Annotated in this window: 13 protein-coding genes; all 13 read left to right on the top strand. The window is 64.3% G+C overall.

Annotated features, from left to right (window positions below):
* Window positions 1-47: 47 nt before the first annotated feature.
* The 13 genes from DSOUD_RS14345 (at window position 48) to DSOUD_RS14285 (ending at window position 16,581) form a co-directional block, all read left to right on the top strand.
* The gene (locus tag DSOUD_RS14345; RefSeq protein WP_053551653.1) at window positions 48-1,550 is read left to right on the top strand and encodes a UDP-N-acetylmuramoyl-L-alanyl-D-glutamate--2,6-diaminopimelate ligase; all 1,503 of its coding nucleotides are present in this window, start codon (window positions 48-50) and stop codon (window positions 1,548-1,550) included.
* A complete protein-coding gene (locus DSOUD_RS14340) occupies window positions 1,547-2,941 on the top strand; it encodes a UDP-N-acetylmuramoyl-tripeptide--D-alanyl-D-alanine ligase (protein ID WP_053551652.1) in 1,395 nt (464 codons plus the stop codon). The genes DSOUD_RS14345 and DSOUD_RS14340 overlap by 4 nt, the downstream gene beginning before the upstream one ends.
* Window positions 2,942-2,950: 9 nt before the next feature.
* The gene (mraY, locus tag DSOUD_RS14335) at window positions 2,951-4,027 is read left to right on the top strand and encodes a phospho-N-acetylmuramoyl-pentapeptide-transferase (RefSeq protein WP_053551651.1); all 1,077 of its coding nucleotides are present in this window, start codon (window positions 2,951-2,953) and stop codon (window positions 4,025-4,027) included.
* Window position 4,028: 1 nt separating this feature from the next.
* A complete protein-coding gene (gene murD / locus DSOUD_RS14330; protein WP_053551650.1) occupies window positions 4,029-5,393 on the top strand; it encodes a UDP-N-acetylmuramoyl-L-alanine--D-glutamate ligase in 1,365 nt (454 codons plus the stop codon).
* Window positions 5,393-6,499, top strand: a complete 1,107-nt coding sequence (ftsW, locus tag DSOUD_RS14325) for a putative lipid II flippase FtsW (protein WP_053551649.1) — start codon at window positions 5,393-5,395, stop codon at window positions 6,497-6,499. The genes murD and ftsW overlap by 1 nt, the downstream gene beginning before the upstream one ends.
* Complete coding sequence (gene murG / locus DSOUD_RS14320; protein WP_053551648.1) at window positions 6,496-7,572, top strand: undecaprenyldiphospho-muramoylpentapeptide beta-N-acetylglucosaminyltransferase; 1,077 nt, start codon at window positions 6,496-6,498, stop codon at window positions 7,570-7,572. Before ftsW ends, murG begins: the two co-directional genes overlap by 4 nt.
* A gap of 196 nt (window positions 7,573-7,768) precedes the next feature.
* Window positions 7,769-9,145 carry a UDP-N-acetylmuramate--L-alanine ligase gene (gene murC / locus DSOUD_RS14315; protein ID WP_053551647.1) on the top strand — a complete coding sequence of 459 codons (1,377 nt, stop codon included), beginning with the start codon at window positions 7,769-7,771 and terminating at the stop codon, window positions 9,143-9,145.
* Complete coding sequence (murB, locus tag DSOUD_RS14310; protein ID WP_053551646.1) at window positions 9,146-10,045, top strand: UDP-N-acetylmuramate dehydrogenase; 900 nt, start codon at window positions 9,146-9,148, stop codon at window positions 10,043-10,045. It begins immediately after the preceding gene.
* A 194-nt stretch (window positions 10,046-10,239) separates the two neighbouring features.
* Complete coding sequence (locus tag DSOUD_RS14305) at window positions 10,240-11,166, top strand: D-alanine--D-alanine ligase (RefSeq protein ID WP_053551645.1); 927 nt, start codon at window positions 10,240-10,242, stop codon at window positions 11,164-11,166.
* Window positions 11,167-11,210: 44 nt separating this feature from the next.
* Window positions 11,211-12,047: a cell division protein FtsQ/DivIB gene (locus DSOUD_RS14300; protein WP_053551644.1), complete on the top strand. Its 837-nt coding sequence runs from the start codon at window positions 11,211-11,213 to the stop codon at window positions 12,045-12,047.
* 66 nt (window positions 12,048-12,113) lie between these two features.
* Window positions 12,114-13,343, top strand: coding sequence for a cell division protein FtsA (gene ftsA, locus DSOUD_RS14295; protein WP_053551643.1), 1,230 nt, complete (start codon window positions 12,114-12,116; stop codon window positions 13,341-13,343).
* A gap of 86 nt (window positions 13,344-13,429) precedes the next feature.
* Window positions 13,430-14,578: a cell division protein FtsZ gene (ftsZ, locus tag DSOUD_RS14290; RefSeq protein WP_053551642.1), complete on the top strand. Its 1,149-nt coding sequence runs from the start codon at window positions 13,430-13,432 to the stop codon at window positions 14,576-14,578.
* A 278-nt stretch (window positions 14,579-14,856) separates the two neighbouring features.
* Complete coding sequence (locus tag DSOUD_RS14285; RefSeq protein ID WP_053551641.1) at window positions 14,857-16,581, top strand: radical SAM protein; 1,725 nt, start codon at window positions 14,857-14,859, stop codon at window positions 16,579-16,581.
* Window positions 16,582-16,657 lie beyond the last annotated feature (76 nt).

Genomic DNA, 16,657 nt, shown 5'->3' with positions numbered 1-16,657 from the left:
AAAACGCTTTGACATTTGTCGGGGCAGGTAGGAAGATGATTGATTCTATGACGATTTCAGCGCTAATCGAGAATCTGAAGGGATGCCTTCTCAAGGGCGCCCCGGACACCGAAGTCACGGGATTGCACTATGATTCCCGGACGGTGGAGCCGGGGGGTGCCTTTTTTGCGTTGCGCGGCCAGGCCCTCGACGGCCACCGTTTCATCGACCAGGCGCTGGAGCGGGGCGCGAAAACGATCTTCTTGGAAAAAGAGCGGGAACTCCCCCCGGGCGTGGCGACCGTGGTGGTCGACGACTGCCGCCAGGTCATGGCCCAGGTGGCGGCGGCCTTTTTCGGCGATCCGACCGCCGACATCCCCGTGGTCGGGGTGACGGGGACCAACGGCAAGACCACCGTCACCTATCTGGTGGAGGCGATTCTGCGCGCCGCGGGGCATCGCCCGGCAGTCTTCGGGACGATCAACTACCGTTTCGCCGACCAGATCCTCTCTTCCCTCCACACCACCCCGGAGGCCATCGACATGCTGCGGGGTGTGGCCGGCTTTCGCCGGCAGGGCGCCGACGCCCTGGTCATGGAGGTTTCCTCCCATGCCCTGGAGCAGCACCGGGTGAGCGGGGTTCATTTTAAGGTCGGTGTTTTCACCAATCTGACGCCCGAGCATCTCGATTACCATGGAAACATGGACGACTATTTTGCCAGCAAGACCCGCCTCTTTACCGAACTCCTGCAGAAAGAGGGGGCGGTGGTCAACGTCGAGGATCCCTACGGCGCGCGCCTGGCCGGCCTCCTTCTGTCGCCCCTCACCTGCGGCAGCTCGGCCGACTGCGCCATTTACCCTTTGGATGTGAAGACCACCCTCGAGGGGACTTCCGGCACCGTGGACACCCCCTGCGGGACGGTCTCCTTCTCCTCCCCCCTTCTCGGGGCCTTCAACCTCCAGAACCTCCTCTGCGCCATCGGCGCCGGGGTGGCCCTGGGACTTTCTGCCGAGGTGATCGGCCGCGGTCTTTCCGAAGCCCCCCAGGTTCCCGGGCGCCTCGAGCGGGTGGACAACGGCCGGGGCGTCATGGCGCTGGTCGACTACGCCCACACCGGCGATGCCCTGGACAAGGTGCTGGTCACCCTGGCGGCTCTGGCGCCGCGGCGGATGATTACCGTCTTCGGCTGCGGCGGCGACCGGGACCGCAGCAAACGGCCGGTCATGGGGGAAATCGCCTCCCGCCGCAGCGATCTGGCCGTGGTCACCTCCGACAATCCGCGCACCGAAGATCCGGACGCCATCATCGCCGAAGTCTGCGCCGGCGTCGCCCGGGTGCACCGGCGCCCCCTCACCAGGGCGGAAGCCGCCTCCGGGGCCAAAGGGTATATCGTCATTCCCGACCGTCGTGAGGCCATCGCCTTTGCCGCCGACGTCAGCCGCGGCGGGGATCTCCTGCTGGTGGCGGGGAAGGGGCACGAGGACTACCAGATCCTTGGCCGTGAACGCATTCATTTTGACGACCGTGAGGAACTGAGCCGGGCCCTGGCCCGGGTGGAGACGACTCCGTGAAACTCGAAATACAGAAGATAGCCGCCTACACCGGCGGCAAAATCCTCCCCCCCGGCGCCAGAGGCACGGTCACCGGCATCTCCACCGACAGTCGGAGTGTGGGAGCCGGGGACCTCTTTGTCGCACTGCGCGGCGGCAATTTCGACGGTCATGATTTCCTGATCCAGGCGGCGCGGCGTGGCGCCGCGGCCTGCCTCTGCGAAGAGGTCGTGGCAGGTTTTCCCCTGCCGGTAGTGCGGGTCGCCGACACCCTGACCGCCCTCGGCGACCTGGCTGCCGGGGTCCGGACCGCCCTGACGGGACCGCTGGCCGCCGTCACCGGCTCCTCGGGGAAGACCACCACCAAGGAGATGCTGGCTGCAATCCTCGCCCTCACCGGGCCGGGTCTCAAAACCGAAGGGAACTTCAATAATCTGATCGGTCTCCCCCTCACCCTGTTGCGCCTCGAACCCGCGCACGGCTGGGCCGTGTTGGAGATGGGGATGAGCGCCCGGGGAGAAATCGCCCGCCTGGCCGCCATCGCCCAACCGACCATCGGGATCATCACCAACGTCGGCGAGGCCCATCTCGAGACCCTTCACGGCCTCGACGGCGTCGCCCGGGCCAAGGGAGAGCTCTTTGCGGCCCTCCCCGCCGGCGGAACCGCGGTGATCAATGCCGATGACCAGCGGGTGGCGGGACTCCCCGTGGCCAACGGCGCGCGGCGGATCCTCTTCGGCGTCTCCAAAGACGCCGAAGTGCGCGCCGAGGCCATCGAAGTCGGCGGCAAAGCGGTTTCCTTTCGGCTGATTCTCCCCGAGGGAACCTACGCGGTCCGGCTGCCGGTGACCGGACGCCACAATGTCAGCAACGCCCTGGCCGCCGCCGCTGCCGCCCTGGCCATCGGCGTCGCCGGGGAGATCATCGCCCGCGGGCTCGGCTCCTTTTGCCCCTGTCAGGGTCGGATGGAGCTGGTTTCCCTGCCTGGCGACGTCAGGATGATCGAGGACACCTACAACGCCAATCCCCTCTCGGTCAAGGCCGCCCTGCAGACCCTCGACGAGATGGGAGGAGCGGGACGGCGCATCGCCGTTCTCGGCGATATGCTCGAACTCGGCAGCGCCGCCGCCGACCTCCACTGCGAAGTCGGGGCGGAGGCCGCCCGCCGCTGCGACCTGCTCATTCTTCTCGGCTCTCACGCCGCCGACGTGGCCCGGGGCGCCCTCAAGGGGGGTCTGGATGCGAAGAAGGTCTTCCTGGCAACAAACCACGGCGAGGCGGTGGCCCTGGTGCGGGGGATGCTGCAGCCCGGCGACCGGATTCTGGTCAAAGGGTCCCGGGGCATGAAAATGGAAACCGTCTGTGCCGCTCTGCGCGGCGACGACGGGCAACTGGCAGCGAACCATTCTTAGGGAGCGACGATGCTGTATCATCTGCTCTATCCGTTGCACACAGATTTTTCCGTCCTGTACGTCTTCAGGTTCATCACCTTCAGGGCGATCTATGCGACGATAACGGCATTGGTGATCTCCTTTGTCCTCGGCCCCTGGCTCATCGCCAAGCTCTCCAGGCTGCAGATCGGCCAGACGATCCGCAAGGTCGGACCCGAGTCCCACTTCAAGAAGGAAGGGACGCCGACCATGGGGGGGATGCTCATTGTCCTCGCCATCGTTCTGCCGACGCTCCTCTGGGCCGACCTCCGCAACCTCTACGTCTGGGTCACCCTTTTCGTGACCGTCGGCTTCGGCGCCGTCGGTTTCGTCGACGATTACCGCAAGGTCAAGAAAAAAAACAGTGAAGGCCTCTCGGCACGGAAGAAGATGCTGTGGCTGGTCCTCATCTCTCTGGTGGCCGGGGTCGTTCTCTACCTCTATCCGCCCTTTCAGACCACCCTGTCGGTCCCTTTCTTCAAGGGGGTGCGTCCGGCGCTGGGGATGCTCTATGTCCCCTTCGCCATGCTGGTGATCGTCGGCGCCGGAAATGCCGTCAATCTCACCGACGGCCTCGACGGCCTGGCCATCGGTCCGATGATCATCGCCTCGGGGACCTACCTCGTCTTCGCCTACCTGGCCGGCAACGCCCGCCTCTCCGAGTACCTGCAGATCAGCAGCGTCCAGGGAGCCGGCGAGTTGGCGGTGCTCTGCGGGGCGATGATCGGGGCGGGGCTCGGTTTTCTCTGGTTCAACTCCTACCCGGCCCAGGTCTTCATGGGGGATGTGGGGAGTCTCTCTCTCGGCGGGGCCCTCGGGACGATCGCGGTGGTCACCAAGCAGGAAATCGTTCTGATCATCGTCGGCGGCATCTTCGTCGTCGAGGCCCTGTCGGTCATTTTCCAGGTGACCTCCTTTCGCCTCTACGGCAAGAGGATTTTTCGCATGGCGCCGATCCACCATCATTTCGAACTCAAGGGATGGCCGGAGCCGAAGATCATCGTACGCTTCTGGATCATCAGTATCATTCTGGCCCTGGTGGCCCTGTCGACGCTTAAATTGAGGTAGCATGCAACGGGACTGGTCGGGAAAAAGGATCGTGGTGGTGGGGGCCGGCAAGACCGGTCTGGCGCTCTGCGCCTACTTTTCCGACCGCGGCGCTCTCGTCACCCTCTCCGACCGGCGCGCCGCCGCCGACATTCCCGGCCTCTCACCCCTGGTCTCCCGGGGGGTGGTCCTCGACTGCGGGCGCCACAACGCGGCACTCTTCACCGCCGCCGACGCCGTCGTGATCAGCCCCGGAGTGTCTCTTGAGGTGCAGGCCCTGGTCGCGGCCCGAAAGGCCGGAGTTCCGATCCTCGGCGAGATCGAGGTCGCTTCTTACGAGATCGAGGCCCCCCTGGTGGCGATCACCGGGACCAATGGCAAATCGACCACCACCACAGTGATGGGGGAGGTCTTCAAAGCCTGGGGGCGTCGGACCTTCGTCGGCGGCAACCTCGGCACGCCGCTGATCGAGGCCGTGCAGGAATCCGATTGGGATTATCTGGTGGCCGAACTCTCCTCCTTCCAGCTTGAGGCGATTGAAACCTTCCGCCCCCGCTACGCGCTCCTTCTCAACCTCAGCGAGGACCATCTCGACCGCTATCCCGACATGCAGAGCTATGTCGCGGCCAAGATGAGGGTCTTCGAGAACATGACGGCCGACGACGTCGCCGTACTCAACGCCGGCGACACCCTTGTGATGGCGGCAGCGGCACCCCTCCGTTTACGCCAGGTCCTCTTCTCCTCCGCTGAGGTTCTCGCCGAGGGGATGGGGTTCGACGGCGATTCCATCGTCTGGCGCATGGCGGGAGAGGAAGAGCGCTTTGCCGTTGCCGAACTGCAGCTGCGCGGCCGGCACAACGTCGAGAACGTCATGGCGGCCCTGATCCCCCCCCTCCTCGAAGGTTGCCCGCCGCACCTTGCCTGGGAGGCCGCCTGCGCCTTTCCCGGGCTCGATCACCGGATGGTGCAGGTCCGGGTTCTCGACGCGGTGACCTGGTACAACGACTCCAAGGGGACCAACGTCGGCTCCGTCGTCAAGAGCCTCGAGGGGCTCGCCTCTCCGGTGACCCTCATCGCCGGCGGTCGCGACAAGGGGGGGGATTACGGTCCTCTGGCCGCTGCCGTGCGGGAAAAGGTCGCCCATCTCATTCTCATCGGCGAGGCCGCCGAGCGGATGGCGGCCGATCTCGGCGCCCTCACCGATACGGTCCGGGCCCCCTCCCTGGAGGAGGCGGTGGTGCTGGCCAGGGATCTGACCCCGCCGGGGGGCTCGGTCCTGTTGTCGCCGGGATGCTCGAGTTTTGACATGTTTTCCAGCTACGCCGAACGCGGCGAGGTCTTCGTCCGCGCCGTGCGCGCGCTGCCGGTGCGGACAACGGGGGAGTGATGGAAGTGCGCAAGGGGTTCGATACCACGATTCTGCTCCTGGCGGTGGTTCTCACCTGCTTCGGCGTGGTCATGGTCTATTCCTCTTCCTCGATCATGGCGACCAGGAGCCACGCGGACGGTTTCTACTTTCTCAAGCGCCAGGGGACCTTCGCCGTTGCCGGGTTCCTGGTGATGGCCATGGCCATGCACTTCGATTATCACCACCTGCGCCGCATCGCCGTCCCCTTCCTCCTCTTCTGCGGGGCGCTGCTGGTCCTGGTGCTGCTGCCGGGCGTCGGCAGCCATGCCGGGGGGGCCGACCGCTGGATCCGCATGCCGGGATTTTCCGTTCAGCCCTCGGAGCTGGCCAAGCTCGGGCTGGTGCTCTACATGGCCCATTCCCTGGCCAAAAAAAAGGAGAAGATCAAAACCTTCAAGCTCGGCTTCATCCCCTACATGGCGGTTCTGGCCTTCCTGCTCGTATTGCTGCTGATGCAGCCCGACCTGGGGAGTGCCATGACCCTGGGGCTGGTGGCCATGGTCATGCTCCTGATTGCGGGAACGCGCCTCTCCTACCTCTGTTCGGTGGTGATCCTGGCGCTCCCCTTCCTCTATTTTCTGGTGATGAACGTCGATTACCGTCGGCGGCGGATCCTCACCTATCTCAATCCCTGGGAAGACCCCATGGATGCCGGCTTCCAGATCATCCAGAGCTGGATCGCCTTCGGCACCGGCGGCTTTTTCGGCAACGGCCTCGGCGAGGGGAAGCAGAAGCTTTTCTTTCTCCCCGAGGCGCATACCGACTTCATCTTCTCCGTCGTCGGCGAAGAGCTCGGCTTTGCCGGTGTTCTGGTCGTGACGGCGATGTTTCTGATGCTGGTGATGCGGGGGATTCGTACCTCCCTCGCCGCTCCCGACGACTTCGGACGTTACCTGGCCTTCGGCGTGACCCTGCTCATCGGGCTGCAGGCGTTCGTCAACGTGGCGGTGGTCATGGGACTTCTGCCGACCAAGGGCCTGGCCCTGCCCTTTTTATCCTACGGCGGAACCAGTCTTCTCACGACGCTTTTGGCGGTGGGGATTCTCCTCAACATCTCCCGTCACGGGGAAGGAGAAGTGCAATGAGGATGCTTTTGGCCGGCGGCGGAACCGGCGGACATCTCTTCCCGGCCGTGGCCCTGGCGCAGCGGCTGCAGGAGATCGAACCCGATTCGGAGATCCTCTTCGTCGGCACGGCGCGGGGGATCGAGGCCCGGGTCCTCCCCGATCTCGGGCTGCCGTTGAAAACCATCGACATCAAGGGGCTGGTCGGGCGCGGCTGGGCGGGGAAGGCGGCGATGCTCCCCCAGATGGTCAAGAGCGTCTTCCAGTCGCTAGCCATTCTCGGCGAGTTCCGCCCGGAGGTGGTGGTCGGGGTCGGCGGTTATGCCGCCGGGCCGGTCCTCCTGGCGGCACGGATCAAGGGGATCCCTTTTCTGATTCACGAGCAGAATGCCTGGCCCGGCCTCACCAACAGGATGCTGGCCCGCTGGGCCGCGCGGATCTGCCTCTCCTTTGCCGACGCCGACCGGGCCTTTCACTTTGGACGCACCATCCTCACCGGAAACCCCCTTCGCGCCGGCATGGAGGATTGCCCTCCGATCCCCGAAGGGAAGGAGACGCTGCTCGTCTTCGGCGGCAGCCGCGGCGCCCGGGCGATCAACGACGCCCTGGTTGCGGCCCTGCCGTTTCTCGAAGAATTCAAGGGGACGCTGGAGATTTTGCACCAGACGGGGAGCGAGGACCTGGAGAGGATTCGCCAGGGCTACCGGGAGGCCGGTTGGGATCCGGAGAGCGTCGTCCCCTTCATTCAGGACATGGCCGGGGCCTATGCCCGGGCCCACCTAGTGGTCTGCCGGGCCGGGGCGACGACCCTGGCCGAACTGACCGCCTGCGGGCGGCCGGCGATCATGATCCCCTACCCCGAGGCCGCCGCCGATCACCAGACCGTCAATGCCCGGGCCCTGGCGCGGCGCGGCGCCGCCCTCCTGCTGCCGCAGCAGGAACTCACCGCCGAGCGTCTCGGGCGCCTGATCAACGATCTGCTCCACGATCGGGCTCTCCTCCTCTCCATGGGGGGGCTGGCCCGCTCCCTCGGGCGGCCGGGGGCGGCGGACCGCATCCTCGAGCAGTGCCGGGCCATCGTCGGGGAGAGCTGACGTTGCGTTTTGGATTGAGGACCAAGGTCACAATATTGACGCAGAGGCGCTGAGACGCCGAGACGCAGAAAAAAAATAGAGGAATAGCGAGAGCTTCAAGGTCGTGGTCTCCTCTCCACCTCCGCGACTCAGCGTTGAAAAAATTTTTCGACCTGAAGAGCCAGGATTTAGGGTTTTTATAACAAAGTGGGGATTTATGTACGGACGCATCCGCAAAATACATTTTGTCGGCATCGGCGGTATCGGCATGAGCGGCATCGCCGAGGTCCTGCTCAACCTGGGGTACGGGGTCTCCGGTTCCGACCTGCGCGAAACGGAGATCACCCGGCGTCTGGAAAGCTTCGGCGGCCAGATTGCCTACGGCCATCGCGCCGAGAACGTGGAAGGGGTCGATGTGGTCGTCACCTCGACGGCGGTGAAGGCCGACAACCCCGAGGTCCTCGAAGCCCATCGTAAGTTGATCCCGGTCATCCCCCGGGCCGAGATGCTGGCCGAACTGATGCGTATGAAGTACGGAATCGCCGTCGCCGGCACCCACGGCAAGACCACCACCACCAGCATGGTGGCGACCGTCCTTTCCCACGGGGGGATCGATCCGACGGTGGTCATCGGGGGCCGACTCGATTCCATCGGCTCCAACGCCAAACTCGGCCAGGGGAAATTCCTCGTCGCCGAGGCCGACGAATCGGACGGGTCGTTTCTCAAGCTCTCTCCGACCATCGCCGTGGTGACAAACGTCGATGCCGACCATCTCGACTTTTACCGCGATCTCCAACATATCAAGGAGACCTTCGTCGACTTCATCAACAAGGTCCCCTTCTTCGGCCTGGCCGTCCTCTGTCTCGACGATCCCAACATCCAGGCCTTCATCCCCGAGGTCCGCAAGCGATTCGTCACCTATGGGCTTGCCGCCCAGGCCGACTTTCACGCCACCGAGATTGCCCACAGCCAGGGGCACACGGCCTTCACCGTCCATCACCAGGGGACCGTTCTCGGCCGCATCACCATCGGGATGCCGGGACAGCACAATGTGCTCAACGCCCTGGCCGCCGTGGCCGTCGCCATGGAACTGGGACTTCCCTTTGCGACCATCGCCGAAGGATTCCAGGATTTCGGCGGCGTGAACCGCCGCTTTCAAATCAAATACGACGAAGGCGAGATCATGGTCGTCGACGACTACGGCCATCACCCCGCCGAAATCAAGGCGACCCTCGCCGCGGCCCGGGCCGGCTGGGACCGGCGGGTGGTGGCGATCTTCCAGCCTCATCGTTACAGCCGCACTGCGGCGCTCTTCGACGAGTTTCTCACCGCCTTCTATCAGGCCGATCACCTGGTGGTCATGGATATCTACGCCGCCGGCGAGGAACCGATCCCCGGGGCGGACGCCCAGGCCCTCGCCGAAGGTGTCACCGGACACGGGCACAAGGACGTGCATTACATCGCCGAGCGCGATGCAGTTGTCGCTCATCTGACGGCGCAGTTGCGACCCGGCGATATCGTCATCACCCTCGGCGCCGGCAACGTCTGGCAGGTAGGGGAAGCGCTCATCGGCCGTCTCAGGGAAAAAGGGTAGGTGGACTCGCTCTTTGAAAAACTGAACCTGGTCCTTAAAGGGAGGGTGCTGATCGACGAACCGCTCATGCGCCACACCACCTGGCGGGTCGGCGGTCCGGCCGACTTCTTCCTCGTCCCGCAGAGCCGCAGGGAGCTCTCGGCCGTCCTGGCCATCCTCGGCGAAGCCGGCGTTCCCTGGGAGGTGATCGGAGCCGGGAGCAACCTCCTGGTCCGCGACGGCGGAATCCGCGGGGCAGTGATCCATACCGGAGGACTGCGCCGCTGGAGTCGAAGGGGAGATGGGAGGATCCGGGCCGAGGCGGGATTGCCGCTGACGACCCTGATCCGGGAGAGCGCGGCCCTGGGATTTTCCGGACTCGAAATGCTGGCGGGGATTCCCGGGACCGTCGGCGGCGCCGTCGCCATGAACGCCGGGGCCGGAGGCCAGGAGATGGCCGGAGTGGTGGAAGAGATGATTCTTGCCGGCCCGGGCGCCGAGGAGCCCTGGAGCGCCGCCGAGTGTGCCTTCGCTTATCGCTCCTGTACCCTGCCGGCCGACCGGATCGTTGCCGAGGTGAGTTTGCGCTTTACTCCCGACGATCCTGAAGCGCTGCAGGAAGAGATCGCTCGGCGATTGATTCACCGCCGGGCGGCCCAGGGGGTCGGCGGACCCAACGCCGGTTCGGTCTTTAAAAACCCCCCCGGGGAGCAGGCCTGGAAACTCGTCGAACGGGCCGGAATGCGCGGTGCCAGCCAAGGCGGTGTCCGGGTCTCGGAAAAACATGCCAATTTCATCGTCAACGACGGCAGGGGGCGCGCCGGGGACATCCTGACCCTGATGGAGAAAATTCGCCAGGCGGTCCTGGCCAAGACCGGCATCGAACTGGAATCCGAGGTGCGGATCCTCGGCGAGGAGTAACTATTCAGCAACTAAGCGAGTGCATGTGGTCTGCAGCCATTGCCTGCGTCCAACGTTGTCACTTAACTTCCCGCAAGCAACAGCTGCAGCCCACATGCTGTGCCATTGAGTAAGGGAACTGAATAGTTACGGCGAGGATTGAATCGAATGTCACGAAGAAAGGGGGCGCAACAGGGTCCCCCGGAGAGAAGAGGATGACGCGAGAGGAACTGAAAAGCAAAAAGATCGCCGTCCTGATGGGGGGGCGCTCCGCCGAGCGGGAGATTTCCCTGCGCACTGGCAAGGCTGTTCTCGGCGCCCTGCAGGGAGCCGGTTACCGGGCCGTCGCCATCGACGCCGGCCGGGATCTTGCCGCGCGCCTGACCGCGGAGGAGGTCGAGGTCGCCTTCATCGCCCTGCACGGCCGCTACGGCGAGGACGGAACGGTCCAGGGAATGCTGGAGATGATGGACATCCCCTACACCGGCAGCGGCGTCATGGCCTCGAGCGTCGCCATGGACAAGGTGGCGACCAAGAAACTTCTTCTCTACCATGAGCTGCCGACCCCCGGTTTTCTCCCCTTTTTCCGTGGCGGCGACCTCGAGGCGCTGGTGCAGGATTGCCGCCACTTTCCCCTGGTCGTCAAGCCGGCCCGGGAAGGTTCGACCATCGGCGTGCATATCGTGCAGGACGCCGAGGGGTTGCGCCGGGGGGTTGCCGAGGCCCTGGAGCACGACGATCTCCTTCTGGTCGAAGACTATATCAGGGGGATGGAAATCACCGTCGGCGTCCTCGACGATCAGGCGCTGCCGATCATCCAGGTGGCCCCCAAGGGAGGGTTCTACGACTTTCACGCCAAGTACACGGCGGGTCAGACGGAATACATCCTCCCCGCTCTCCTCGATGCGCAGGTCTACGGGCGTATTCAGGAGGCGGCGGTGAGCGCCTGCCGGATACTCGGCTGCCGCGGCGCCGCCCGGGTCGATTTCATGGTTCGGGAGCGAGAGTTTTACTGCCTCGAGGTCAATACCATCCCGGGGATGACCGAAACCAGCCTCCTCCCCAAGGCCGCCGCTCACGCCGGGATCTCCTTCGGCGAACTGACGCTGCGAATTCTCGAAGGGGCGGGGTTGCACAAGTAACAAAAGCCGGCGAACCCGAGGCAGACAGGGAAGAGGTATTTGACGTGCGGGATCTGAAATCCCCAAAATCGGGACGAGCCAAGGAAAATCGTCGCAAGAAGACGAGGCAGCGACGGGACTGGAAGAGGATCTTCCCTCTCGCCCTGCGCATCGCCGTCTTCGTCGGCAGCTGTGCCCTGGTGGTCAGCGGCGGTATCCTGGCGGCCCGGATGACTGCGGAACTCGGATACTTCTCCGTCGACACCCTGCGGGTCGAGGGGGAGAAGCGGGTGAGCAGCGAAGAGATTCTGGCACTCTCGGACATCGCCCCGGGAACGAGTATCTTCGACCTCGACCTGGAAATGATCGGCAGCAAGATTGCCGGCGACCCCTGGATCGCCACGGCCGAGGTCGAGCGTTCCTTTCCCCGGGAGGTGGTGATCCGGGTGACCGAACGTTTGCCGCGAGCGGTGATCAACCTCGGGTATCTTTACTACGTCGATGCCGGCGGGGAGATTTTTAAGGTCCTCGAGGCCAACGACAGCCTCGATTACCCGGTGATCACCGGAATCGAGCGCAACTTCCTGCTCGAAGAACCGGCGGCGGCCCGGCAGCAGCTGGTCAATGCGGTGGCGGTGCTCGATGAGCTGGAGAAGCGCACGCGTTTCAATCTCGATGATGTCTCCGAGCTGCACTACGATCCGGCCGAAGGACTGATTCTTTACACCTATGTCGGCGGCGTGCCGGTCCGTATCGGTTACGGCAACTATGCGGAAAAACTCGACCGGCTGGAGCAGATCTACCGGGACCTGGCGCCGCGGCTGCTGGCTCTCAAGTATATCGATCTGAACGTGACCGACCGGGTGATCGTCCGGCTCGACACCGGCCGGGCCAGCGGCTGACCACCATGAACCGCAGGCTGGCCGGCGAAGGGATGAACCGGAATATTCAGGGGGAAGGGGAAAGATATGAGCAATAAGCGAGAAAATCTGATTGTCGGCCTCGATATCGGGACCACCAAGATCTGCGCCATTATCGGCAACCTCACCGACGAAGGGCTGGACATCGTCGGCATCGGCACCAGTCCCTCGAAGGGGCTGCGCAAGGGGGTGGTGATCAATATCGAAAGCACGGTCAGCGCCATCCGAAAGGCGATCCAGGAAGCGGAGCTGATGGCCGGCTGCGAGATCAAGTCGGTCTTTGCCGGGATCGCCGGCGGGCACATCAAGGGGTTCAACTCCCAGGGTGTGATCGCCATCCGCAACCGCGAGGTCAACAACGACGACATCCGTCGGGTGATCGACGCCGCCAAGGCCCTGGCCATTCCCATGGACCGCGAGGTGATCCATATCCTCCCCCAGGAATTCATCATCGACGACCAGGACGGCATCAAGGAGCCCCTCGGCATGAGCGGGGTGCGCCTCGAGGCCAAGGTGCACATCGTCACCGGAGCCGTGGCCAGCGCCCAGAACATCATCAAGAGCTGCAACCGCGCCGGGGTCGACGTCGCCGACATCGTCCTTGAACAGCTCGCCAGCTCCGAGGCGGTCCTCTCGGCCGACGAGAAGGAACTCGGGGTCGCCATCATCGACATCGGCGGCGGCACCACCGACATCGCCATCTTCGTCGACGGGGCCATCAAGCACACCGCCGTCCTCTCCCTGGGGGGGAATCATCTGACCAACGATATCGCCGTCGGCCTGCGCACCCCGATGGCCGAGGCGGAGAAGATCAAGCAGCGTTACGGCTGCTGCCTCACCTCCATGGTCGGCAAAAACGAGACGATCGAAGTCCCCTCCGTCGGGGGGCGGGAGCCGCGGGTCCTGTCGCGCCAGCTCCTCGCCGAAATCCTCGAGCCTCGGGTCGAGGAAATTTTCACCCTGGTCAACCGGGAGATCGTCAAGAGCGGCTTCGAAGACATGATCGCCTCGGGGGTGGTGATTACCGGAGGCACCTGTATCCTCCCGGGGATGCCGGAGCTGGCCGAGCAGATTTTCAATCTGCCGGTGCGGCGCGGTCTTCCCCGCGACATCGGCGGCCTGGCCGACGTGGTCAATTCGCCGATCTACGCCACCGGCGTCGGGCTGGTCAAGTACGGCAGCCGCAACATGCAGGCCAAGAACTTTTCCATCGGCCAGGAAAATATTTTCGACAAGGTGACCCGCCGGATGAAGGAGTGGTTCGGCGAATTTTTCTGATTATTTTGTGCTTTGCGGCAGGAATGTAAACCCGGGGTCGTCGGTGCGGAGAATCGCCGGCCCGTCTAAGAGAACGGAGGGAGTCTATGTTCGAATTCGATGAAAGTATTGACCAGACGGCCAAGATTAAAGTGATTGGCGTCGGCGGCGGCGGCGGCAATGCCGTCAACACCATGATCCTCTCGCACGTCGTGGGGGTGGATTTTGTCGCCGCCAACACCGATGCCCAGGCCCTGAAAAACAGCAAGGCGCCGATGAAAATCCAGCTCGGCGGCAAGCTGACCAAGGGGCTCGGCGCCGGCGCCAACCCCGAAGTCGGCCGCGAGGCCGCCATGGAGGATCGCGCCCGCATCGCCGAAATTCTGGCCGGGGCCGACATGGTCTTCGTCGCCGCCGGCCTCGGCGGCGGCACCGGCACCGGAGCGGCGCCGATCATCGCCGAGGTGGCCCGGGAAATGGGCGCCCTGACCGTGGGCGTGGTCACCAAGCCCTTCTCCCGCGAGGGGAAACAGCGCCTGAAAAAAGCCGAGGAAGGCGTGGCGGCCCTCAAGGAAGTGGTCGATTCGCTCATCGTCATCCCCAACGACCGCCTTCTCGGCCTGGCCGGCAAGAACATGAGCATCCTCGACGCCTTCAAGCCGTCCGACGATGTGCTGCGCCATGCGGTGCAGGGGATTTCCGACCTGATCACCACCAGCGGCCTGATCAACGTCGACTTTGCCGACGTCAAGGCGATCATGAGCGAGCGCGGCATGGCGATGATGGGGGTCGGTATCGGCGAAGGGGAGAAGCGGGCGGCGACGGCGGCCCAGCAGGCGATCAGCAGCCCGCTCCTCGAGGACATCGACATCTCCGGCGCCAAGGGGGTGCTGGTCAATATCTCCGGTTCCTCGAACATGACCATGGAGGAGTTCGACGAGGCCTCGCGCATCATTCATGAAAAGGTGCACGAGGACGCCAACATCATCATCGGCCTGGTGATCAACGAAGAACTCGGCGACACCATCAAGATCACCGCCATCGCCACCGGCTTCGGGGCCTCCTTCGAAAAGGGGAAGCGCCACGCCGACGAGCTCAAGAGCAAGGTGGCCATGGCTATGGGGAAGGTCGACCGCGATCTGCCGACCTTCATCCGCGAGCGCCAGAAGGATTCGCCCCGCGCTTTCCGGACCCCGGCCGGAGGAGACGATCAGGAATACGACATCCCGACCTTCCTGCGCAAACGGGTCGACTGAAAGAAGAAGTTTCGGCGGGCCGAAGGCTCTCCGGGTTCGGTTTTCTACAAACGGATTCTCCCTCCGCGCAAGCGGTGTAGGACAATTGCAACCTTTCTCCCCTGTGCCGGTCTCCGCCTGGTTCGCAGTGGAAATTTGTGAGGACATTTATTCAAGACGACTCCCTCGTCATCGGGGACCGCAGCCGCGGTCCCCTTTTTCTTTCCTGCAGGGCGCAGATCGGGTAAGATCACCGCTCGGGGATGCACCCCGAACACTGCAGGACGGGCCGATCAGACATGTCACGAAAACTCATCGACAAGGCGCGGGCGCGCCTGCAGGCCGAATGCGGCGGCGAGGCCAAACCCTGGGGGGGCCGCCTGCGGATCGCCCTGGTCTATCCCAACACCTATCACCAGGCCATGAGCAACCTCGGCTTCCTCTCCGTTCACCATTGGATCAACCTCCGGGACGACGCCCTCTGCGAGCGTTTTTTCCTCCCCGATCCCGAAGACCTCGCCGAGCACATTAAAAGCGGTTATCCCCTCTTCTCCCTCGAGTCGGGACAGTTTCTCGCCGACTTTGACGTCGTCGCCTTTTCGATCCCCTTTGAAAACGATTATCTCCACCTGCCGACCCTCTTCGAACTCGGGCGCATCCCCCTCTTTGCCGCCGAGCGCAAGGAGAGTCATCCCCTGATTCTCTGCGGCGGTATCTGCGCCTTTCTCAACCCCGAACCGCTGGCCGGGATCATGGACCTCTTTGCCGTCGGCGAAGGCGAAGTCATCCTCCCCCCCCTCCTCGAAGCCCTCGTCGCCGGGGAACCGACCCGCGCCGACCTCCTTCGCCGCCTGGCCGCAGTCCCCGGGGTCTATGTTCCGTCCCTCTACCAGGTCGACTACCATGCCGACGGGACCCTGGCCTCCATCCGCCCCGAAGGAGGGGCGCCCCCGCGGGTCCCCCGCCAGTGGATGGCCGATCTCGACGGGACACAAAGCCGCTCCTTTATCCTCACCCCCGACACCGAATTCTCCGACATGGCCCTCACCGAGATCTCCCGGGGATGTTCCCGGGGGTGCCGGTTCTGCGCCGCCGGCTATCTCTATCTGCCTCCGCGGGAGCGCAGCCTCGCCAATCTTCTGCCGCAGATCGAGGCCGGACTCTGCGAGCGCGGCAAGGTCGGCCTGGTCAGCGCCGCCGTCGCCGATCACTCCCAGTTCGAGGAGATCAGCGCCGCGATCCTTGCGCGCGAGGGAAAAATTTCTGTCGCCAGTCTGCGCATCGACTCCCTGGGTGAAGCCGAGGTGGCGGCGCTGCACGCCTCCGGCCACCGCACCGTCGCCCTGGCTCCGGAGGCCGGCAGCCAGAGGATGCGCGACCTGATCAACAAGGGGCTCGACGAAGAGCAGATCCTCCACGCCGTCGATCTCCTCGCCGGAGGGGGGATTCCCAACCTCAAGCTCTATTTCCTCATCGGACTTCCGACCGAAGAAATGGCCGACATCGAGGAGATGCTCGAACTCACCGTCGCCATCCGCGAGCGCTGGATCGCCCACGGCAAGAAGGCCGGGCACCTCGGCAACATCACCCTTTCGGTCAACCCCTTCATTCCCAAACCCTTCACCCCCTTTCAATGGGCGCCGATGGAGAAGGGGAGCAGCCTCGAGAAGAAGGTCCGCCGCATCCGCTCCGTCATCGCCCGCCTCCCCAATACGACGGTCTTTTTCGAGTCTCTGCGCAGCGCCACACTGCAGGCCTTCCTCTCCAGGGGGGACCGCCGTATCGGAGAGACCCTCCCCCATCTGGCCGCCGGCAAGAACCTCAACGCCGCCTGCCGCGCCGTCGGTCTCGACCCGTCCTTCTACGTCCATCGCCAGCGCGGCGAAGATGAACTCTTCCCCTGGGAGGTCCTCGACAGCGGCGTCGAACGGGACTATCTGTGGCGGGAATACCGGCGCGGCATCGAGGGGGTCTTCACGCCGCGCTGCACCCCGAGTTGCCGGCGCTGCGGGGTCTGCGGGTGAGGAACGGTGCCGCATCGTCTTGGGTGGTGACAGGGAAGGGTGGAATGGTTTAATATGTCCCTGTTAAGTACCCGGA

The sequence above is a fragment of the Desulfuromonas soudanensis genome (assembly GCF_001278055.1).
GTDB classification, from domain to species: Bacteria; Desulfobacterota; Desulfuromonadia; order Desulfuromonadales; family WTL; genus Deferrimonas; species Deferrimonas soudanensis.
This window is presented reverse-complemented; position numbering and strand designations above follow the sequence as displayed.